The sequence below is a fragment of the Nocardia sp. NPDC058705 genome, assembly GCF_042749305.1.
Classification (GTDB): domain Bacteria; phylum Actinomycetota; class Actinomycetes; order Mycobacteriales; family Mycobacteriaceae; genus Nocardia.
The window spans coordinates 121,340-140,111 of sequence record NZ_JBHYRN010000008.1 but is presented as its reverse complement, the minus strand read 5'-3'; the positions used below and the strand labels follow the sequence as shown (position 1 = coordinate 140,111).

The window sequence follows — 18,772 nt, the reverse complement described above, 5'->3', positions numbered from 1 at the left end:
TGTTCTCACGGGCGAGCGAATTCAGCTGTAGTTCGGCAGCTCCTGGATGGCCCACTTGTTGCCGTCGGGATCGGCGAAGAAGGTGAACCGGCCCCAGCCCATGTCCTCGACGGGGGTGGCCTCCACGCCGGCGGCGATCAGCTGTTCATAGGCCTTGTCGGCGCTGGCAACGACCATCTGCATGCCCTCGACGCTGCCCGGCGCCGCCTTCGTGAGTCCGCGCCCGATGCAGATCGAACACCCCGAACCCGGCGGGGTGAGCTGTACGAACCGGATATCCGGGCTCGGGGTGTGGTCGTGGTCGGCGTTGAAGCCGATACTGACGTAGAAGTCTTTGGCCCGGTCGACATCGGTGACCGGGATGGCAACGAGTTCGATTTTCCAATCCATGTGGTCAAGCATGACACCGGGCACCGACAGAAACGTAGTGTGGATCACATGGCTGGTAAGGACATCGACCGCGTCAGGGCCCGTTCGGCTTGGGAAACGGTCAAGGAGAGTCCGGTGATCACCGCGATCGCGGTGGCGCCGGTGGTACTCGTGCTCGGCGTGGTCTGGGCGTTGACGAACGGATTCGTCGCGCTCCTGCTGCTCGTGCTGCTCGGCGTTGGCGTCGTCGTCGGCGGCAAGTTACTGAAGTGAGCCCGAGATGAACTCAGCGCGGCACGTGGAATGACGTGAGCTCGCCGGTGCCGGGGCCCAGTTGTGCCCACGGCCCATCGAATTCGAGCACCGCTAGCGCCGAGGTAGGGAATTTGCGGCTGAGTTCGGTCGCCTGATCGGATTCGCGGTTGCTCGCCAGTTCCCATGCGGTCCAGGGGATTCCGGGCACATGGCCGACGACGAGCAGGGTGGAGATCGAGTCGTCGGTGAGGCCGATCAGTTCCATCAGGGTGTGCGGGTTCGCGTCGTAGATGTCGTCGGTGAACTCGACCGGTGCGGTGATGCCGGTGGCGGCCAGGGTCTGTCGAGTGCGTTCGGCCGTCGAGCAGCGCACGGCGTCGATCGGCGGTTGGGTGGCGCGCAGCCAATCACCGGCCAGCGCCGCTTCGCGTTCGCCACGCGGTGCCAGCGGGCGGGCGTGGTCGTCCACCCCGTCGGGGTAGGCCGATTTTCCGTGCCGCATCAGGATCAGGGTCGCCACCATGAGACCACCGTAATCGCGGGCAGCGGTGAGGCGACAGTCACACTCGAGGCACACTGAAAGCTGCGTCACCATCGATGCGTTCGCGGCTCACCCGCTGCGGGCCGTCGAGGGGGCGTCTCGAGCCACCGACCACACATTTCGAGGATCTGCACCTATGGCCTACGTCATCACGCAGCGTTGTTGCAACGACGCCAGCTGCGTCACCGAATGCCCGGTCGACTGCATCCGCCCGACTCCGGATCAACCGGAGTTCGCGACAGCGGAGATGCTGTACATCGACCCCGACACCTGCATCGACTGCGGTGCCTGCGTCGACGCGTGCCCGGTGGACGCGATCTTCTCCGAGGATGACCTGCTGGCCTCGCTGTCCAGATACCGCGAGATCAACGCCGCCTATTTCCAGCGCCACCCGCTCGAGTCGAACTTCGACCCGCTGGCCACCCCGACCCGCCCGCCCAAGAGCCTCGGCACGCTGCGCGTCGCCATCGTCGGCGCGGGCCCGGCGGCCTGCTACGCCGCCGACGAACTGCTGCGGCGCAGCGATGTCGAGATCGAGATGTTCGACCGGCTGCCGACCCCGTGGGGTCTGGTGCGCGCGGGCGTGGCCCCCGATCACGCGGGCACCAAGGGCGTCGCCGAGATGTTCGAGGCGGCGTTCCGGCGCGACACGCTGCAGTACTACCTCAATGTCGAGGTCGGCGAGCACATCGAGCTCGCCGAACTCCTCGACCATCACCACGCGGTGATCTACGCCGTCGGCGCCTCGAGCGACCGCTCGCTCGACATCCCCGGCGAGGACCTGCCCGGCAGCCACTCGGCCACCGAGTTCGTGGCCTGGTACAACGGCCATCCCGACTTCGCCGAGCGCGAGTTCGACCTGTCCGGCGAGCGCGCGGTGATCGTCGGCAACGGCAATGTCGCCCTCGATGTGGCGCGGGTGCTCACCGCCGACCCGGACGAGCTCGCCAAGACCGACATCGCCGATCACGCACTGGACGCTCTGCGCCGCAGCAACATTCGCGAGGTCGTGATCCTGGGCAGGCGTGGCCCGCTGCAGGCGGCATACAGCTCACCGGAGTTCCTGGCGCTCACCCATCGCAAGGGCGTCGACGTGATCATCGATCCCGCCGAGATCGAACTCGACCCGCACAGCCGCGCGGTCCTCGACGATCCGAACATCGAGCCGTCACTGCGCCTGAAGTACGAACTCGCGCAGGAGTATTCGACGGCGCAGCCGGACCTGTCGAACAAGCGGATCGTCTTCCGTTACCTCGCCGCGCCGACCGCAGTGCACGGCACCGACAAGGTCACCTCGATCGAGTTCGCGCACAACGAATTGTCCGAGGAGAACGGGCGATTGGTGGCCACCCCCACCGACCGCACCGAAACCCTCGACACCGGACTGGTCCTGCGCTCGATCGGCTACCGTGGCGAACCCGTCGCGGGCCTGCCCTTCGACGAGCGTCGCGGCACCGTGCCGAGCGAACACGGCCGCGTCATCGACGCCACCGAGCCCGTCCCCGGTGTCTACGTCTCGGGCTGGATCAAGCGCGGCCCGCGCGGGGTGATCGGCTCCAACCGGGCCGACGCCGAGGAAACCGTCGAAGCGGTGATCGCCGACTTCATCGCGGGCAAACTCACCGCGCCGACCGCCGACCGGGCCGCTCTGCGCGCCCTGCTCGCCGAACGCCAGCCCGACTTGGTCGACCGCAAGGCCTGGAAGACCATCGACCAGGCCGAAAAGACCGCAGGCAAAGCCGCAGGCAGACCCCGAGTCAAGTTCACCACCCGCGCCGACCTGCTCAAAGCCGCCAAGAGCTAGCCGATGGCCCCGGTCCCCACGCGGGTCCGGGGCTATTGGGGCAGGGGCATTATTCGGACGACGGTGGTGGTCACGCCGCCGACTACGAACCACAGTCGCAGCACCATCTGGCCGGTGTGATCGCCCGGTTCGTGGCGGGCGCGCACGGTGATGTGCTCGCGGGCCAGCACCGGCGCCACGTACTCGATCACGGCCCGGTGCGGGCCCGCGACCAGCTTCGGGTAGTCGACCAGGAACTGTTCCACGGCCTGCCAGTAGCAGGCGTTGTTGACGTGGTTGTACTGGTCGATATCGGTCGCCCGCACCGGGAACGGCAGGTCGGAATCGGACTCGCGCGGTGCCGGGTCGGTGAGGTATGGCCGCCAGCGCAGGCGGTGCTCGTCGGTGGATCGGGCCAGGTAGGCGAGACCGTCGTCGCTGATCCGGGCGGGCAGATTGCTCGACTCGCTGAGGTTGATCCAGAAGCCTTCGGTCTCGATCAGCCCGCCGCGTTCGCTGGTGATCCGCGTGCGCATGTTCGTCCAGCGCGTCGACATCGCCGAACACCAGCGCTCTAGGTGCACATTGTCGGGCCACTGGACCGGGCGGATCACGTCGATGACGGTGCGCCGCACGATCCAGGTGGGGTCGGTGAGGTGCAGGGCGGTCTGGTTCAGCTCGTCCCAGGCGATATCGGACAGGTAGCGCGCTACCGCGTCCAGGCGCAGTCGTTGATAAGGATCCACGTCGCCGACCCGGACGGGCCACGCCGTGGCGAAACCCGTGCCCTCCTGGGGAAGCGGGGCCAGTGGCTGATCGAGTGACACGTGTGCTCCTTGCACGGCCCACCAGGTGCGCCGCGACTTCTTGCGTAGTTCTGTACACGACTTTACGGGTCGGGAGATCACCCCTTCGAGCCGAGCCGGGACTAGCGGTACCAGGTGCCGATCACGATGGCGGTGCCGGCGCGATTGTCTTACATGACAGAGGTGTCCGCACCCAGGTAGCCTGCAGTAATGGCCGGCGGAGCGATGGCGGGCTCGATGTTCGGGCGCTATGAAATTCGCAGACTTCTCGGAGTCGGCGGTATGGGGGAGGTCTACGAGGCCTACGACACCTCCAAGAATCGTGTTGTCGCCCTCAAGATGCTCAACCGGGAACTGGCCGGTGACCCCACTTTCGTGCAGCGTTTCCGCCGCGAATCGCAGGCGATGGCGAGCGTGCAGGAACCGCACGTCATCCCGGTGCACGACTGGGGCGAGGTCGACGGTGTTCTCTACATCGATATGCGCCTGGTCAAAGGTGTCGATCTCAAGGAGCGGCTGCAGCAGTACGGCAGGCTCACGCCCGTCGAGGCGGTGCAGGTGGTCGAGCAGATCGCGTTCGCGCTCGACGCCGCGCACGAGGTGGGCCTGGTCCACCGCGACGTGAAACCGGGCAACATCCTGCTCACCGGCAACCTGTTCGCCTACCTGGTCGACTTCGGCATCGCCCACACCGCCACCGACCCGCAGCTCACCAGCGCGGGCAGTGCGGTCGGTTCGATGGCGTACATGGCGCCGGAGCGTTTCGAGAGCGTGCCGATGTCGCCTGCCGTGGACACCTACGCGCTCACCTGTGTGCTCTACGAATGCCTGGTCGGTCGGGTGCCGTTCCCGGTGAACAGCCTCGCGGGCGCGATCGGCTCGCACCAGATGGCGCCAGCGCCCCGCCCCAGCGCCGCCGACTCGAGCCTGGCCACCTTCGACCCGGTGATCGAGCGCGGCATGGCCAAGCGTCCCGCCGACCGCTACGCGAGCCCCGTCGACCTGGCCCGCGCTGCCCGCAACGCGGTCCTGCTGGCCGACCGCTCCACTCCGCCAACGGTATCCGGCCCACGAATTCCGATCACCGGCCCGCAGCCGACGTCGTCGCCCGCATCCGACCCGAACTCTCCGCCGACGACTCGGGGTTCGGCGGTCGTACCTGCCGACCCGAACTCTCCGCCGACCACTAGGGGTTCGGCAGTCGTGTCGTCGGACTCGAGCTCCCCGTCGGCGGCTCGGGGTTCGGCGGTCGTGTCGTCGGACTCGAGCTCCCCGCCGGCGACTCGAGGCTCTGCGGGCGTACCGTCGGGCCCGCCGACGGTTATGCGTCCGGCGATCGTCCCATCGGACCTGAGCTCTCCGCCGACGACTCCAGGTCCCGCGGTCGTCCCCTCGGGCCCGCCGACGGTTATGCGTCCGGCGGTCGCCCCTTCCGACCTGAGCTCTCCGCCGACAACCAGAGGTCTCGCGGTCGCACCCTCGGGACCGCCGACGGTAATGGGTCCGGCGGTCGTACGTGCCGACCCGCCCGAGACTCGGGATTCGGCGGCGGTCTCCGTGGATCCGAACTCCCCACCGGAGACTCGCGGCTCCACAGCGGCCGCCGACCCGCTGTCGAAGCATCTGGCCGGGAGTGCGGCGGCCGACTCGGCATCACCGGACCACACCGGAGCCGGACCCGTCAGCCCGCAGTCGACGCGTCGAGTGACCGGCCCCCACTCCGCTGGTTCGCACGCGACCCGCCGGGTAACCGGCCCACAGCCCGCCGGTTCGCAGGCGGCTGGACGGGTGACGGGCCCCGAGTCCGCCGGTTCGCAGGCGGCTGGTCGGGTGATCGGCCCCGAGCCCGCCGGTTCGCACTCGACCCGTCGGGTAACCGGCCCCAAGTCGCAGTCGTACTCAGCGACCGGCTCGTCGCCCGACCACCGAGTGGTCGCCCCCGATCCCGCCCGCTTCCAGGTGACGCAGCAGGCGCCCACCGGCTACACCCACCCGTCGGCCCCGCTACCCCTTCCCTCACAACGCAATTCGTCGACCCCGGTCCTGGCCGGCGCCCTCGGCGCGCTGATCGTGATCGCCGCGGTCGGGGCGGCGGTGTGGATCATGTTGAGCGTCAACGACAATCAGCAGGTCGCCGATCGCCCGCCGGTCACCTCCGGAATCGCGCTTCCGCCACCGGATGTCGTGACCGTCAGCCAGACCGTCCCCACCAAAACCACCGTCCCCCCACTGCAGTCGAGCGTTTACGGTGCCGACGGCCAGGGCTTCGTCTCGTCGGGCCCCCGCTGCAACGACAACGACGCGGCGATGACCATCGCCCGCACCACCAAATCGCGAGTCGTCATCTGCCACACCGGCGATCAGCGCTACTACTACAAGGGCCTGCGGGTCAGCGACGGTGCCGACCTCGAACTCGACGACCCGGTGCCCAACGGCGGTGGATCCTTCACCGCGACGAACCCGGTCGACGGCACCCAGTACTACCTCAGCGCGTCCGGGTTCACGATCACCAAAGCCGGTGTGCTGCTGGCCAGCGAGCCGGTGACCGAATTCGCCCATCGCTGACCCACCGCCGGGTTATCTTCGCGGGTGAATGTCATTCCAGAGAGGTGTCGGAAATGCGCGCAGCCCAGGTAGGCAAGTTGGACGGACCGTCGGCGATCGAGATCGTCGACCTGCCCGAGCCGGTGGCCTACCCGGGCGGTGTCCTGATCGACGTGCACGCGGCGGGCATCGCCTTCCCCGACGTCCTCATGACGCGCGGCCTCTACCAGATGAAGCCGGGCCTGCCCTTCGTCGTCGGCGGCGAGGTGGCCGGTATCGTGCGCGAGGCGCCGGAGGGTTCGTCGCTGCGCCCCGGTGACCGCGTCGCCGCACTGACCATGCTGGGCAACGGCGTCGCCGAGGTGGCGGTGTCGCCCGAGCACGCGGTGTTCCCGCTACCCGACAACATCTCCCTCGAAGCAGGCGCGGGCGTCCTGTTCAACGACCTCACCGTGCACTTCTGCCTGACCAAGCGCGGCAGGCTGGCCGAGGGCGAGACGGTCCTTGTGCACGGCGCGGCGGGCGGCGTCGGCACCTCCACGTTGCGCATGGCCAAGGCGCTGGGCGCGGGCCGGGTGATCGCGGTGGTGAGCACCGACGCGAAAGCCCAGGTGGCCAAGGCCAATGGCGCCACCGACGTGGTGCTGACCGACGGCTGGCTCGCCGCGGTGAAGGACCTGACCGACGGTCGCGGCGTCGACATCGTGCTCGACCCCGTCGGCGGCGACCGCTTCACCGACAGCGTCCGCTCGCTGGCAGGCGGCGGCCGACTGCTCGTCGTCGGCTTCACGGCAGGGGAGATCCCCACGGTGAAGGTGAACCGTCTGCTGCTCAAGAACGTCGAGGTGGTCGGCGCGGCCTGGGGCGAATGGGTGATGAGCCACCCCACCTACCTCGCCGAGCAGTGGGCCGAGATCGAACCGCTGCTCGCCTCCGGCGCGATCACCGCCCCCGACCCGGTGCTGTACCCCCTCGACCGCACCGCGGAAGCCGTTGCGGCCCTGGACGAGCGGACCGCAGCGGGCAAGGTCGTCGTCCAGCTGCGATGAGACCGGCGTAATCACGCAATCGGGCCTTCGATAGTCAGAAAACTGACTGGAACGAGGCGAATTGCGTGATTACGCCAGTCTGTTCCGATCGTCGGCGAGCCCAGGGCGGGACCGGCCTGTCGGTATCGTTCGCGCAGGAGCCGAAGGAGTACGCATGCTGGTGTCGAATCGAGTGTTGAACCGGACGTTGCTCGCACGTCAACACCTGCTCGAGCGGTCGTCTCTGACGACACCGCAGATGTGCGACCACCTCGTCGGCCTGCAAGCCCAGGATGTGCCGCCGCCCTTCATCGGATTGTGGAGCCGGATAGCCGATTTCGATCCGGCGACGGTGTCGAACGGTCTCGACGACCGTTCGCTGGTGCGGATCACCTTGATGCGCGGCACGATTCACCTCGTCACCCCGCTGGACGCATTGCGGATCGCCCCGCACATTCAGCCCGAGCTCGAGAAAGCCCCGTTCCGGCAGGGTTTCAACTACGGCGCGATGGTCGGCCTCGACCCCGACGAGGTGCGCGCGCACGGGGAAGCCGCCCTCGGTGACGAGCCGATGTCGGCGGCGGACCTGCGCGCCGAGGCCACCCGGCGCTACCCCGACCGCGACGCCGGTGCGGTCGTGCAGACCTGGCTGTACCAACTTCCCGTCCTGCAGACACCGCCGCGCGGCCGCTGGCGCGACAACAGCCGCCCGGTCTGGTCGCGGGTCGAGCCCTGGCTCGGCGCACCGCTCGATCCGACCTACCCGGTCAGCGAACTGATCCTGCGCTACCTGTGCGCCTTCGGTCCCGCGAGCACCATGGACATGCAGGCCTGGTCACGCCTACCCGCCATGAAGAAGGCCGTCACCGACCTCGGCGACCGGCTCCGCACTTACACCGACGACCGCGGCCGCACCCTCTACGACGCCGCCGACCTCGAGCTCGCCGACCCCGACTTGCCCGCCCCGGTCCGGCTGCTCGGCTGGTACGACAACGCGCTGCTCTCGCACAAGGACCGCGCCAGGATCACCGGCGACGACAACCCGCCGACGTTGCGCGCCCACGCCGCCAATGTCTCGCCGGTCCTGATCGACGGCTTCACGGCGGGCGTCTACAAGATCTTCGTCAAGTCCGGAACCGCGCGCTTGCGGATCAGTCCGGCGCGGGCGTGGACGAAAACCGAAGCGGTGCAAGTGGAGTCGGAAGCAGCGGCCTTGCTCGCTTTCCTCGAGCCCGAATCGGTGCCGTCGGTCGAGATCCTCGAACCCGGCGCGGACGTCCGCCCGTGACACGGCTTTAACCCGGCGGCAACAACCGCTTCCTAGGGTCGGTCCCACGTCGTTCATGGCTGCAACGGACGGCGCGCTCCGCTGAAAACGGCGAGCTAACCAGCCGCATCCCGAAAGAGGTGCGCGCATGGATTCTGCCGCTTCCGTCGTCATCACCGATGTCACCGCCTACACCGAAAAAGGCTGGCTACCAGCTGAGATCGTGGTGCGCGACGGCATCGTTGTCGCCCTGCAGGCCGGTCCCGAGCACACCGATCTGCCCCGTTCCGACGGTGGCGGTGGTTACCTGCTCCCCGGTTTCGTCAATACCCACACCCACCTGCAGCAGGCCGTCCTGCGCGGGGTCGGCGAGGGCCTGCCGCTGCTGGAATGGCTGCGCTGCGTCGGCGAACACACCGTGGCCGCCACCCCCGAACAGACCTACCTGTCGGCGCTGGCCGGTGGTCTGGAACTGCTGCGCAGCGGCGTCACCACGGTCGTCGAACACCTGTGGCCCAACCCGTCCGACGAGGTTCACCAGGCCATGATCCGAGCCTTGCGGGAGTTGGGCATCCGCGTGGTCTTCGGTCGCGGCATCGCCGACCGCGCCGACATCACCCGCAAATGGGGCCTCGACCCGCGCCTGCTGCAACCCCTCGACGAGGCACTCGCCCACGTCGACGAACTCGACAAGCAGCTGCTCGGCACCCGCATCACCACCGCGCTCGCCGTCCCCAACCCGCGCTGCCTGACCCCCGACGGCATGGCGGCCGCCCGCGAGTACGCGCAGTCGACCGGCAAAACGGTGTCGATACATGTCCTCGAGACCGCCACCGACGACGACATGTGCCGATTGCATGCAGGCGCAGGCGCCGTCGACTACCTCGATGCGAGTGGCTTCCTTTGGGACCGCACTCTGGCCGTGCACTGCGTCAACCTCGACGACCACGGCCGCAAGGTCTTCGCCGAGCGCGGCGTCGCCGTCTCCTATAACCCGGTCTCGAACATGCGCCTCGGCAGCGGCGTCGCCCCGATTCCGGAGATGCTCGAAGCGGGCATCGACGTCACCCTCGGCGTCGACGGTGCCGCCAGCAACGACACCCAGGACATGCTCCTGGCCCTGCGCATCGGCGCATACCTGCAGCGTGCGGCCCACAAGAAGGCCGACCTGCTCGGCTTCGAACAGATGCTGCACATGGCAACCGGAGCGGCGGGCCGCGTACTCGGCCGCCCGTCACACACCGGCATCGCGATCGGCGACCGCGCCGACCTCACCCTCGTGCGCTTCGACCGCGACTTCGCCTGCCTGCCGGTCCTCGACCCCGGCGCCACCCTGCTCACCGCCGCCTCGCCCCGCGTGATCGACACCGTGTGGGTCGACGGCGAGGCCGTCATCCGCGACGGCGTCAGCACCCGAGTCGACCACCAGGAACTCGCACAGCGCCTGATTCGCATGCGCTGACTTGTTAATACGCCAGAAACGAACGACACATTGCATGTAATTCAGCTGGGAAATACTGAAGTCATCCAAAAGTTGCACGCAACACCGATATACCGCAGGAGAAGGTGATCACGGTGACGCTCTACGACACGGTGAACGACGCCGACGCGAGGACGCTCATGTCCGGCATGGAGGTTTCCTTCGCCGGCGTGAGCAAGCGCTTCGGCGGCTCAGGGAAAGGCGACGACGGCACGCTCGCCCTGACCGATGTCGACCTCGACATCCGCGAAGGCGAATTCGTCGCGGTGGTCGGCCCGTCCGGCTGCGGCAAGTCCACGCTGCTGCGCCTGGCCGCCGGGCTCGAACCGGTGACCTCGGGAGCCGTTGCGGTACGCACGAATTCGATCGGCTTCATCTTCCAGGAAGCCACGCTGCTGCCGTGGCGCAAGGTGCGCCGCAATGTCGAACTCTCCGCCGAACTGGCGGGCGTCGACCGCAAGTTGCGCCGCGAACGCGTCGAGCGGGCGATCGAAGCCGTCGGTCTGGCCGACTTCGCGACCAAACTGCCCAGCCAGCTCTCCGGTGGCATGCGCATGCGCGTCTCCCTGGCCAGGGCACTCTCGCTGGAACCGCGCCTGATGCTGCTCGACGAACCGTTCGGCGCGCTCGACGAGATGACCAGGCTGAACATGCAGGAAGAACTGCTTCGCCTCTACCGCGACAACGCCTTCACCGCCCTGTTCATCACCCACTCGGTTTCCGAAGCGGTGTTCCTCGCCTCGCGCGTGGTGGTGATGTCGGCCAGGCCGGGCCGCATCCACGAGGTGATCGACGTCGACCTGCCCTACCCGCGGGACCGCGAACTGCGTTTCGAACCCGCCTTCACCGAACTCGTTTCGCGCATCTCGCGCTCGTTGAAAGAGGCTGCCTGATGGTGAGTGTCGCGGCCCGTATTCCCGCCGCAGCGAAGGTGCAACTCCCGACGGCGCAGCTGCGCAAAGTCGGCAGTGCCCTGGTAGCGCCGCTCGTTTCGATCGCGTTGGCGCTGGCCGCCTGGTACGCGGTGTCGATGCTGGTCCTCAGTGAGGGCCGCCGATTCCTGCTGCCGCCACCGCATGTGGTGTTCAGTGAATCCCTCGCCGACCCGAAGAAGCTCGAGGTGATGCTCGAAGCGCTGGCGGTGACCGCCAAGGTCGCGATCTCCGGTCTGCTGATCTCGGCGGTGCTCGGGGTGGCGATCGCGGTGCTGATGAGCCAGGCCAAACCGATCGAGAACGTGGTCTATCCGTATGCGGTTGTCCTGCAGGCGATCCCGGTGCTCGCCGTGGTTCCGCTGATCGGCTTGTGGCTGGGTTACGGCTTCGCCGCCCGCACCACCGTGTGCGTGCTGATCGCGATCCACCCGATCATCGCGATGACCCTGTTCGGCATCAAATCCGTCGACGGCAATCTCCAGGAACTGTTCACCCTCGGCCGCGCGGGCCGCCTGCGCCGCCTCTGGTCCCTGCAACTGCCCGCCGCGCTGCCCTCGACCCTGACCGGATTACGCACCGCCGCCGGACTTTCCGTGACCGGCGCCATCATCGGCGACATGTTCTTCGCGCAGGGCAAACCCGGCATCGGCACTCTGCTCGACACCTACCGCGCCCGCCTGCAATCGGAGGACCTGATCGGTGCGCTGCTGCTGGCGGCCCTGTTCGGCGTGCTCGTGTTCACGGTGTTCACCGTCATCCAGAAGGTCAGCGTCGGCCGCTGGCACAACTCCGCCAACTGAGGATCACCATGAAGACACTTCCCTTGCGTCGCATCGGTATTGCCGCGCTGGCCGTGCTGCTGGCAGGCACCGCGTCCGCCTGTTCCGACGACACCACCAACGCTCCCGCCGTCGCGCTCGAACCGGCCCCGCCGGAACAGCAGCTCGCCGGCGCCTGCCCCGCCACCGTGGTCGTCCAGCTCCAATGGGCTCCCGAAACCGACTCCGGCCCGATCTTCGGCCTACTCGGCCCCGGCTACACCGTCGACGCCGACAACAACAAGATCACCGGCCCGCTCGTGGCGGACGGCAAGGACACCGGCGTGCAGCTGGAGATCCGCGCGGGCGGCCCGGCCATCGGTTTCCAGACCGTGCCGTCGCAGATGTATGTCGACCAGAGCATCACCCTCGGCCTCGCGCACTCCGAGCACGCCATCGCCGCCGCGGGTCAGCAGCCGATCGTCGCGGTCACCACCCTGCTGCGCAACAGCCCGCAGATGCTGATGTGGGACCCGAAGACCAATCCTGACTGGAAGGGCATCGCCGATATCGGCAAGTCCGGCAAGCCGGTGGTGGTGTCCAAGGGCCAGCTGTACCCGGACTGGCTGGTCGCGCGCGGGCTGGTGAAGAAGGAGCAGATCGACGCCTCCTACGACAACTCGCCTTCGCGCTTCGTCACCGATCCGTCCTTCGCGCAGCAGGGCTTCGCCAACGCCGAACCCTTCACCTACGAGCACGAAGTGCGGGCCTGGAACAAGCCGGTCGGCTACCAACTTCTCAAGGACGTCGGCTACGAAGGCTATGCCCGCACGGTCAACGTGCGCGCCGACAAACTCGCCGAACTGCGCCCGTGCCTGCAGAAGCTGGTGCCGATGATTCAGCAGGCCACCGCCTCCTTCAGAGCCGACCCGAGCCACGTCAACGACGTCGTCGTCGACGTGGTCGAGCAGAACCCCAAGCTCAACCCCTACAGCGCCGAACTGGCCTCGTTCGGCTCAAAGGCCCTGATCGACGGCGGCCTGATCGGCAATGACACCGACGGCGTCCTCGGCAGTTTCGACGAGGCTCGCGTCCAGCGCATCATCGACGAATTCGGACCGATTCTGCGGGCCGGCGGCGCGAACGTGCCGAACGGGCTGACCGCCAAGGACCTGGTCACCAAGGAATTCCTCGACCCCGCCATTTCCGTCACCGGATAAGGAGACACCATCATGACCGCTAGTTACGACCTGTCCGAGGTCTCGCGCGAGAAGCAGATGGGCGGCCTCGGTAAGGAAACCGACGACCGCGAGATCCGCGTCATCGACCTCACCGACTTCGAGGCTCGCCGCGCCGAGATCACCGAGGAACTGTGGGCCGCCGCCACCGAGATCGGTTTCTTCCAGCTCTCCGGCCACGGCATCCCGCAGGACCTGATCGACGAAATGTTCGGCACCACAGCCGATTTCTTCGCACTCCCCGAAGAGGTCAAGGGCCAGTACCCCCTGGTCAAGAAGAACAACGCGGGCTGGGAATCGCTGAGTCAGGTGCGTCCGTCGATCGGCGTGCCGGATCAGAAGGAGTCCTACCAGATCACCCGGCCGCACATGAGCGAGCTGTGGCCGACCGAAACCGAACTGGCCGGATTCCGTTCCCGCGTCCTCGATTTCGAGCATCGCGCGTGGGAGGTCGCGATGCGGGTGCTGTCCTGCTTCGCCGACCGTCTCGGCCTCGAACGTGAACACTTCACCGCCGCACACGATCCCGGCTCCGAGAACTACCAGAGCGCCCTGCGGCTGCTGCACTACTTCGCCGTCCCCGAGGAACTGCGCGGCGTCCCCGGCCGCTGGCGGGCCGGTGCGCACACCGACTTCGACTGCCTCACACTGCTTTTCCAGCGTGATGGGCAGGGCGGCCTGCAGGTGTGCCCCGGCAAGGAGATGGAAGAACAGGAATGGACCTCCATCACCCCGTCGTCGAGCCTGATCACCTGCAATATCGGTGACATGCTCACCCGCTGGAGCGACGACCTGCTGCCGTCGAACTTCCACCGCGTCCGCAGCCCCGGCGAAGGCGAATACCAGGGCGAGCGCTACAGCATCGCCTACTTCGCCCAGGCCGACCGCGACGCGATCATCCAGGGCCCCGCGGGCAAGTACCCGCCGGTCACCGCCGCCGACTTCCTGACTCAGCGGGTGCAGGCCAACTACCGGCCACAGGGATAATCACCACAACCAACGGAAAGGACACTGCGATGACCGAAGCCTCGCTGCTCGGCCAGTCTGTCCATCGGCAGATCAGGCAGATGGTCCTCTCCGGCGAACTGGCCCCGGGCCAATCGCTCAGCGTGCCGGCGCTGGCGACCAAGCTCGGGGTCAGCCGCAGCCCTGTCCGTGAAGCGGTGCAGCAGCTGATCTACGAGGGTCTGGCCGTGAGCGCACCACACGCCGGGGCGAAGGTGGCCGCCGTCGACGACGACCGCATCCGCGATGTCCTAGCGGTCCGCGCCGTCCTCGACGGCCTCGCCGCGTCCGCGGCAGCTACCCGCCTCACCGACGCCGACCTCGACAAGCTCACCGGCATTGTCACCGCCCAGGAAACCCACCTCGACGACCCGGCCGACCCCGCCCGCGACGCCCAGCTCGACCTGGAATTCCACACCTTCATCCGCGACGCCTCCGGCAACGCCTGCGTCGTCGACGAACTGGCCCGTCTCGAGGCCCAAGCCCACCTGCACCGCGGCGACCTGTGGTGCTCGGCCCGCAACCGCCGCGTCGCCCTGCGCGAACACCGCCGCATCCTCGAAGCCCTCGAATCCGGCCACCCCGACTCCGCCCGCGCGGCAGCGGAGGCTCACGTGCAGGGCCTGCTGACCCGTCTCACCCGGCAATGAACCCTCAGCGCTGGTGGCGGTAAGCGGGCGCTTTCGCCGTACCGGCCGGGGCCAACGTGTGCAGCAACGGCATCGTCCGATGCGCCACCACCGTCGACAACACGATCACGCTGTGCGACCGCACCACCGACCCCGTCCGATCGATGCTCAACAACACCGCCTGTAACCCCGCATGCGAATCGGCCCCGATCCGGCACAGCACATCACCGGACCCCGTCGTCGCATACGCCTCGATCACCCCCGGAATCGCCGCGAGCTCCGCGCTCACCTGATCCAACGCCCCCTGCGCAATTTCCAGGGTCACGAACGCCTGCACATCGAAACCCGCTGCGGTGACATCGATCTGCGGATCGTAGGAGCCGATCACCCCGGCTTCCTCCATCCGGTTGATCCGCGCCTGCACCGTCGCCCGCGCCACCTTCGTCCGCCGTGACAGCTCGAGAATCCCGGCCTTCTGGAACTCGTGCATCGCGGTGAGGATCGCCAGGTCGAGTTCGTCCAATTTCGCGGGCGTGCGCATGCGATGACCTCCATGTCCGGTTGCTATTCAAATTGTCCACCATCTCGCCGTTTCAGGTGGCTTCTTATGCCAGCCTGTTCAGGCGCGAATGAAGTAGTTGCCCAGCTGTACCGCGACGCGATTTCCTTGGTCATGACCATTGAGCAGCAGCTCGTCGGGCTGATCGAGCACGACGACAGTGTCGATCCGTTTCCCGTGATCGGATGGGACGCCCTCGTCTGGGTCGTCGGCAACGCGACCCAGAGCGCCCACTTTCTGCAATCGGCGTTCGGCATGCGGCTGGAGGCGTACTCGGGCCCCGAAACCGGCAATCGTGACCACAAGGCGTTCGTGCTGCGCAGTGGGGGAGCACGGTTCGTGATCACCGGTGCCGTCGACCCCGACAGTCCGCTCGTCGCCCACCACGACCGTCACGGCGACGGCATCGTCGACATCGCCCTCGAAGTCCCCGACGTGGACCGCTGCATCGCCTGGGCGCGCGAGCACGGCGCCACCATCCTGGTCGAACCCCACGACGAGACAGACGAATTCGGCACCGTCCGCTCCGCCGCCCTGGCCACCTACGGCGAGACCAGGCACACCCTGATCGACCGCTCCGGTTACGTCGGCCCCTATCTCCCTGGCTATATCGCCCGCACCTCCACCCGCGAGCCGAGCAAGCGCGTCTTCCAGGCCATCGACCATGTGGTCGGCAATGTCGAACTCGGCATGATGGACCGCTGGGTCGACTTCTACCGCGGCGTCATGGGATTCACGAACATGGCCGAATTCGTCGGCGACGACATCGCCACCGAGTACTCCGCCCTGATGAGCAAGGTCGTCGCCAACGGCAACCACCGCGTGAAGTTCCCCCTCAACGAACCGGCCGTGGGCCGCAAGCGTTCTCAGATCGACGAGTACCTCGAGTTCTACCGCGGCCCCGGCGTCCAGCACATCGCCCTTGCCACCGGCGACATCCTCGAAACCGTCGACGCCCTGCGCGCCGAGGGCGTCGAATTCCTGCAAACCCCCGACACCTATTACGAGGACCCGGAATTGCGCGCCCGCATCGGCGCCGTGCGGGTCCCCGTCGGCGAACTCCAGCGCCGCGGCATCCTGGTCGACCGCGACGAAGACGGCTACCTCCTGCAGATCTTCACCCGCCCCCTCACCGACCGCCCCACCGTCTTCTTCGAACTCATCGAGCGACACGGCTCACTCGGTTTCGGAAAAGGCAACTTCAAGGCCCTTTTTCAGGCCATCGAACGCGAGCAGGAGGCCCGCGGCAACCTGTGATCCCCGCCGGAGGCGATGAGGTGATGTGCGCGCTCGAATGCCGCTCGCGCTGTGTCCACTGGGTAGAGTCGGGCCCATGCGGTTCAAACCTGCGGTGGCGATAGGGCTGGCGTGTGCGGTGCTATCGGCGGCGTGCGGATCGAGCGACGATGGCGAGTCCACTGGTTCGGCGCGCACTCCACCCAAGGTGTCCGAACTCGGGCCGTTCGTCGGTGAGTGCGGACATGTCACCGACGACGAGGTCCGGTCCATCGCCGCGCTGCCCGGTCTGTCGGCGGTGTTCCGTAATGCGGTCGGCTGCAACTGGCAATCCGCCGGAGCCGATTCGGCCGTGGTCACTTTCGCTTCGTATCGAGGCAGCCCGATCGACCGCGAACGGGCGTGGGTCGAGTCGAAGGATCGCACCGTCGAGACGATAACGCTGCAGGGGCGCACGGGTTTTCAGTCGTACGGGACGAGTCTCGGCGGCACTACCTGCGACTTCGCGATCGGACTCGGTGACGACTTCTTCGAGTGGTCCACGTTCGGATACACCGTGGCAGGCCGTGAACCGTGCGGCTCGGCGCGGCAACTGGCTGAACTGACGTTGGGGCGGATGCAGTGATCGACACGCGGACAACACACTCGGAGAAGAAGCGCTTCGCTGCGGCAGCCCTCGCGGTGGTCTCGGCGGCAGTGCTCGTCGGCTGTGGCCAGACTGTCCCCGGCACGCCGGTGGAGGTCGGCGAAGGTGGAGGTGGCGGCGGTCGGGGCACGGTCAACGTCGACGAATTCGACAAGCTGCTGCGTGAGTGCGAGGTGCTCACCGAGGAGCAGATGGGCAAGGCGGTGGGGGAGGAAGCGATGTTCAACGCCTCCTTCGTCGGTGCGGTCTGCATGTGGGACGTCATGGGTGCCCCCGGGGGCGGTGCGAAGCTGACCCTGAACTGGTACGAGAACGGATCGCTCAATGTCGAGCGGCAGACCTACCAGAAGCTCGGCTACACCTCGGCGATCACTACTATCCAGGGAGCGTCGGCTGTCGAGATCCGACGTCCTGGCGATCCCGACTCCTGCGGGGTGAGCGCGAAGGCCGCCGACGCGGGTGTGGTCGGTTGGTGGATCAACTACCGCGCCGGGTCCGGGCACCCCGATCCGTGCCCGGTGGCGGCGAAGCTGGTCGAACTCACCTTGAATCGGGCCCGATAGAACCCTTGACCAGGCACCCCACTTTGCCCCCAGGATTGCGCGCGGGTATCGTGGATCCCTGTGCCCGGATTACTACGGGCAAGTTCGTGTGTGAACGTAGGCCAGCGAAAGCGGCCGATACGTTCCAGCGTGCCTTGAAAAGGGCACTGAGCGCCTGCGCGACACGCCCGACCACGGGTTAACGGAAACGTGGTCTGACGTGCGGGTGAAAGCTCGATGAACTGCAAGACACTGCACACCAAGCGCAATTACCAATAAGGAAAGCCGGTCTATGCCAACCATCAACCAGCTGGTCCGCAAGGGTCGCCGCGACAAGGTCACCAAGACCAAGACTGCGGCCCTGAAGGGGAGCCCGCAGCGTCGTGGCGTGTGCACTCGCGTGTACACCACCACCCCCAAGAAGCCGAACTCCGCGCTCCGTAAGGTCGCGCGTGTTCGCCTGACCAGCGCGATCGAGGTCACGGCGTACATCCCCGGTGAAGGCCACAACCTGCAGGAGCACTCGATGGTGCTCGTTCGCGGCGGTCGTGTGAAGGACCTCCCTGGTGTCCGTTACAAGATCATCCGTGGATCGCTCGACACCCAGGGCGTGAAGAACCGCAAGCAGGCGCGCAGCCGCTACGGCGCCAAGAAGGAGAAGAGCTGATATGCCACGCAAGGGCCCCGCACCCAAGCGTCCGCTGATCAACGACCCGGTCTACGGGTCCCCGCTGGTCACTCAGCTGGTCAACAAGATCCTGATGGACGGCAAGAAGTCCACCGCCGAGCGCATCGTCTACGGTGCCCTCGAGCAGGCGCGTGAGAAGACCGGCACCGATCCGGTCGTCACCCTCAAGCGCGCGCTGGACAACGTCAAGCCCGCCCTCGAGGTGAAGCCCCGTCGTGTCGGTGGCGCCACCTACCAGGTGCCGGTCGAGGTCCGTCCGGGCCGCGCCAACACCCTGGCGCTGCGCTGGCTGGTCAGCTACTCCCGCGCCCGTCGCGAGAAGACCATGGTCGAGCGTCTCGCCAACGAGCTCCTCGATGCCAGCAACGGCCTCGGTGCCGCTGTGAAGCGTCGCGAAGACACCCACAAGATGGCCGAGTCGAACCGGGCCTTCGCGCACTACCGCTGGTGATAGTCCGGCCCG

General features: G+C 67.3%; 20 protein-coding genes. 16 read left to right on the top strand and 4 right to left on the bottom strand.

Going from position 1 to position 18,772, the window contains the following annotated elements:
* Nucleotides 1-21 precede the first annotated feature (21 nt).
* Nucleotides 22-390: a VOC family protein gene (locus ACFW6D_RS12875; RefSeq protein WP_379233124.1), complete on the bottom strand. Its 369-nt coding sequence runs from the start codon at nt 388-390 to the stop codon at nt 22-24.
* A 48-nt stretch (nt 391-438) separates the two neighbouring features.
* Here ACFW6D_RS12875 and ACFW6D_RS12870 point away from each other — a divergent pair, with 48 nt between their 5' ends.
* Nucleotides 439-642 (top strand): hypothetical protein, encoded by a 204-nt coding sequence (locus ACFW6D_RS12870; protein ID WP_379233126.1) that lies wholly within the window; start codon nt 439-441, stop codon nt 640-642.
* Between the two features lie 13 nt (nt 643-655).
* Here the strand turns inward: ACFW6D_RS12870 and ACFW6D_RS12865 are convergent, their stop codons facing one another.
* The gene (locus tag ACFW6D_RS12865; RefSeq protein WP_379327707.1) at nt 656-1,147 is read right to left on the bottom strand and encodes a SixA phosphatase family protein; all 492 of its coding nucleotides are present in this window, start codon (nt 1,145-1,147) and stop codon (nt 656-658) included.
* 154 nt (nt 1,148-1,301) lie between these two features.
* Here ACFW6D_RS12865 and ACFW6D_RS12860 point away from each other — a divergent pair, with 154 nt between their 5' ends.
* Entirely contained in the window at nt 1,302-2,969 is a 1,668-nt protein-coding gene (locus tag ACFW6D_RS12860; protein ID WP_379327705.1) for an FAD-dependent oxidoreductase, read from the top strand.
* A gap of 32 nt (nt 2,970-3,001) precedes the next feature.
* On the opposite strand, the gene ACFW6D_RS12855 is transcribed toward ACFW6D_RS12860, so the two are convergent.
* A complete protein-coding gene (locus ACFW6D_RS12855; RefSeq protein ID WP_379327703.1) occupies nt 3,002-3,775 on the bottom strand; it encodes an acyl-[acyl-carrier-protein] thioesterase in 774 nt (257 codons plus the stop codon).
* Between the two features lie 189 nt (nt 3,776-3,964).
* Here ACFW6D_RS12855 and ACFW6D_RS12850 point away from each other — a divergent pair, with 189 nt between their 5' ends.
* The 9 genes from ACFW6D_RS12850 (at nt 3,965) to ACFW6D_RS12810 (ending at nt 14,659) form a co-directional block, all read left to right on the top strand.
* Nucleotides 3,965-6,319 (top strand): protein kinase, encoded by a 2,355-nt coding sequence (locus ACFW6D_RS12850; protein ID WP_379327701.1) that lies wholly within the window; start codon nt 3,965-3,967, stop codon nt 6,317-6,319.
* Nucleotides 6,320-6,372: 53 nt separating this feature from the next.
* Entirely contained in the window at nt 6,373-7,347 is a 975-nt protein-coding gene (locus ACFW6D_RS12845; protein WP_379327699.1) for an NADPH:quinone oxidoreductase family protein, read from the top strand.
* 154 nt (nt 7,348-7,501) lie between these two features.
* Nucleotides 7,502-8,614 carry a winged helix DNA-binding domain-containing protein gene (locus tag ACFW6D_RS12840; RefSeq protein ID WP_379327697.1) on the top strand — a complete coding sequence of 371 codons (1,113 nt, stop codon included), beginning with the start codon at nt 7,502-7,504 and terminating at the stop codon, nt 8,612-8,614.
* Nucleotides 8,615-8,741: 127 nt separating this feature from the next.
* Entirely contained in the window at nt 8,742-10,055 is a 1,314-nt protein-coding gene (locus tag ACFW6D_RS12835) for an amidohydrolase family protein (protein ID WP_379327695.1), read from the top strand.
* 113 nt (nt 10,056-10,168) lie between these two features.
* Nucleotides 10,169-10,966: an ABC transporter ATP-binding protein gene (locus ACFW6D_RS12830; RefSeq protein WP_379327693.1), complete on the top strand. Its 798-nt coding sequence runs from the start codon at nt 10,169-10,171 to the stop codon at nt 10,964-10,966.
* The gene (locus tag ACFW6D_RS12825; RefSeq protein ID WP_379327691.1) at nt 10,966-11,808 is read left to right on the top strand and encodes an ABC transporter permease; all 843 of its coding nucleotides are present in this window, start codon (nt 10,966-10,968) and stop codon (nt 11,806-11,808) included. The genes ACFW6D_RS12830 and ACFW6D_RS12825 overlap by 1 nt, the downstream gene beginning before the upstream one ends.
* Nucleotides 11,809-11,816: 8 nt before the next feature.
* A complete protein-coding gene (locus ACFW6D_RS12820) occupies nt 11,817-12,986 on the top strand; it encodes a nitrate ABC transporter substrate-binding protein (protein ID WP_379327689.1) in 1,170 nt (389 codons plus the stop codon).
* A gap of 12 nt (nt 12,987-12,998) precedes the next feature.
* Nucleotides 12,999-13,991 carry an isopenicillin N synthase family dioxygenase gene (locus ACFW6D_RS12815; protein WP_379327687.1) on the top strand — a complete coding sequence of 331 codons (993 nt, stop codon included), beginning with the start codon at nt 12,999-13,001 and terminating at the stop codon, nt 13,989-13,991.
* A gap of 29 nt (nt 13,992-14,020) precedes the next feature.
* Nucleotides 14,021-14,659: a GntR family transcriptional regulator gene (locus tag ACFW6D_RS12810; RefSeq protein WP_379327685.1), complete on the top strand. Its 639-nt coding sequence runs from the start codon at nt 14,021-14,023 to the stop codon at nt 14,657-14,659.
* A 4-nt stretch (nt 14,660-14,663) separates the two neighbouring features.
* Here ACFW6D_RS12810 and ACFW6D_RS12805 read toward each other — a convergent pair whose 3' ends face one another.
* A complete protein-coding gene (locus ACFW6D_RS12805) occupies nt 14,664-15,179 on the bottom strand; it encodes an Lrp/AsnC family transcriptional regulator (RefSeq protein ID WP_379327683.1) in 516 nt (171 codons plus the stop codon).
* 132 nt (nt 15,180-15,311) lie between these two features.
* Here ACFW6D_RS12805 and hppD point away from each other — a divergent pair, with 132 nt between their 5' ends.
* The 5 genes from hppD (at nt 15,312) to rpsG (ending at nt 18,760) form a co-directional block, all read left to right on the top strand.
* Complete coding sequence (gene hppD, locus ACFW6D_RS12800; RefSeq protein WP_379327681.1) at nt 15,312-16,454, top strand: 4-hydroxyphenylpyruvate dioxygenase; 1,143 nt, start codon at nt 15,312-15,314, stop codon at nt 16,452-16,454.
* 76 nt (nt 16,455-16,530) lie between these two features.
* Nucleotides 16,531-17,058 carry a DUF3558 domain-containing protein gene (locus ACFW6D_RS12795; protein WP_379233155.1) on the top strand — a complete coding sequence of 176 codons (528 nt, stop codon included), beginning with the start codon at nt 16,531-16,533 and terminating at the stop codon, nt 17,056-17,058.
* Nucleotides 17,055-17,642: a DUF3558 domain-containing protein gene (locus tag ACFW6D_RS12790; RefSeq protein ID WP_379233157.1), complete on the top strand. Its 588-nt coding sequence runs from the start codon at nt 17,055-17,057 to the stop codon at nt 17,640-17,642. The genes ACFW6D_RS12795 and ACFW6D_RS12790 overlap by 4 nt, the downstream gene beginning before the upstream one ends.
* Before the next feature lie 271 nt (nt 17,643-17,913).
* The gene (gene rpsL, locus ACFW6D_RS12785; protein WP_056814220.1) at nt 17,914-18,288 is read left to right on the top strand and encodes a 30S ribosomal protein S12; all 375 of its coding nucleotides are present in this window, start codon (nt 17,914-17,916) and stop codon (nt 18,286-18,288) included.
* 1 nt (nt 18,289) lies between these two features.
* Complete coding sequence (gene rpsG / locus ACFW6D_RS12780; protein WP_056814216.1) at nt 18,290-18,760, top strand: 30S ribosomal protein S7; 471 nt, start codon at nt 18,290-18,292, stop codon at nt 18,758-18,760.
* Nucleotides 18,761-18,772 lie beyond the last annotated feature (12 nt).

Coding starts and splice junctions, on each gene's coding strand:
- ACFW6D_RS12840 (WP_379327697.1), top strand. CDS start 7,502: ATGCTGGTGTCGAATCGAGTGTTGAACCGGACGTTGCTCGCACGTCAA.
- rpsL (WP_056814220.1), top strand. CDS start 17,914: ATGCCAACCATCAACCAGCTGGTCCGCAAGGGTCGCCGCGACAAGGTC.
- ACFW6D_RS12820 (WP_379327689.1), top strand. CDS start 11,817: ATGAAGACACTTCCCTTGCGTCGCATCGGTATTGCCGCGCTGGCCGTG.
- ACFW6D_RS12825 (WP_379327691.1), top strand. CDS start 10,966: ATGGTGAGTGTCGCGGCCCGTATTCCCGCCGCAGCGAAGGTGCAACTC.
- ACFW6D_RS12835 (WP_379327695.1), top strand. CDS start 8,742: ATGGATTCTGCCGCTTCCGTCGTCATCACCGATGTCACCGCCTACACC.
- ACFW6D_RS12860 (WP_379327705.1), top strand. CDS start 1,302: ATGGCCTACGTCATCACGCAGCGTTGTTGCAACGACGCCAGCTGCGTC.
- ACFW6D_RS12805 (WP_379327683.1), bottom strand. CDS start 15,179: ATGCGCACGCCCGCGAAATTGGACGAACTCGACCTGGCGATCCTCACC.
- ACFW6D_RS12795 (WP_379233155.1), top strand. CDS start 16,531: ATGCGGTTCAAACCTGCGGTGGCGATAGGGCTGGCGTGTGCGGTGCTA.
- ACFW6D_RS12875 (WP_379233124.1), bottom strand. CDS start 390: ATGGATTGGAAAATCGAACTCGTTGCCATCCCGGTCACCGATGTCGAC.
- hppD (WP_379327681.1), top strand. CDS start 15,312: ATGACCATTGAGCAGCAGCTCGTCGGGCTGATCGAGCACGACGACAGT.
- ACFW6D_RS12815 (WP_379327687.1), top strand. CDS start 12,999: ATGACCGCTAGTTACGACCTGTCCGAGGTCTCGCGCGAGAAGCAGATG.
- rpsG (WP_056814216.1), top strand. CDS start 18,290: ATGCCACGCAAGGGCCCCGCACCCAAGCGTCCGCTGATCAACGACCCG.
- ACFW6D_RS12870 (WP_379233126.1), top strand. CDS start 439: ATGGCTGGTAAGGACATCGACCGCGTCAGGGCCCGTTCGGCTTGGGAA.
- ACFW6D_RS12810 (WP_379327685.1), top strand. CDS start 14,021: ATGACCGAAGCCTCGCTGCTCGGCCAGTCTGTCCATCGGCAGATCAGG.
- ACFW6D_RS12865 (WP_379327707.1), bottom strand. CDS start 1,147: ATGGTGGCGACCCTGATCCTGATGCGGCACGGAAAATCGGCCTACCCC.
- ACFW6D_RS12850 (WP_379327701.1), top strand. CDS start 3,965: ATGGCCGGCGGAGCGATGGCGGGCTCGATGTTCGGGCGCTATGAAATT.
- ACFW6D_RS12845 (WP_379327699.1), top strand. CDS start 6,373: ATGCGCGCAGCCCAGGTAGGCAAGTTGGACGGACCGTCGGCGATCGAG.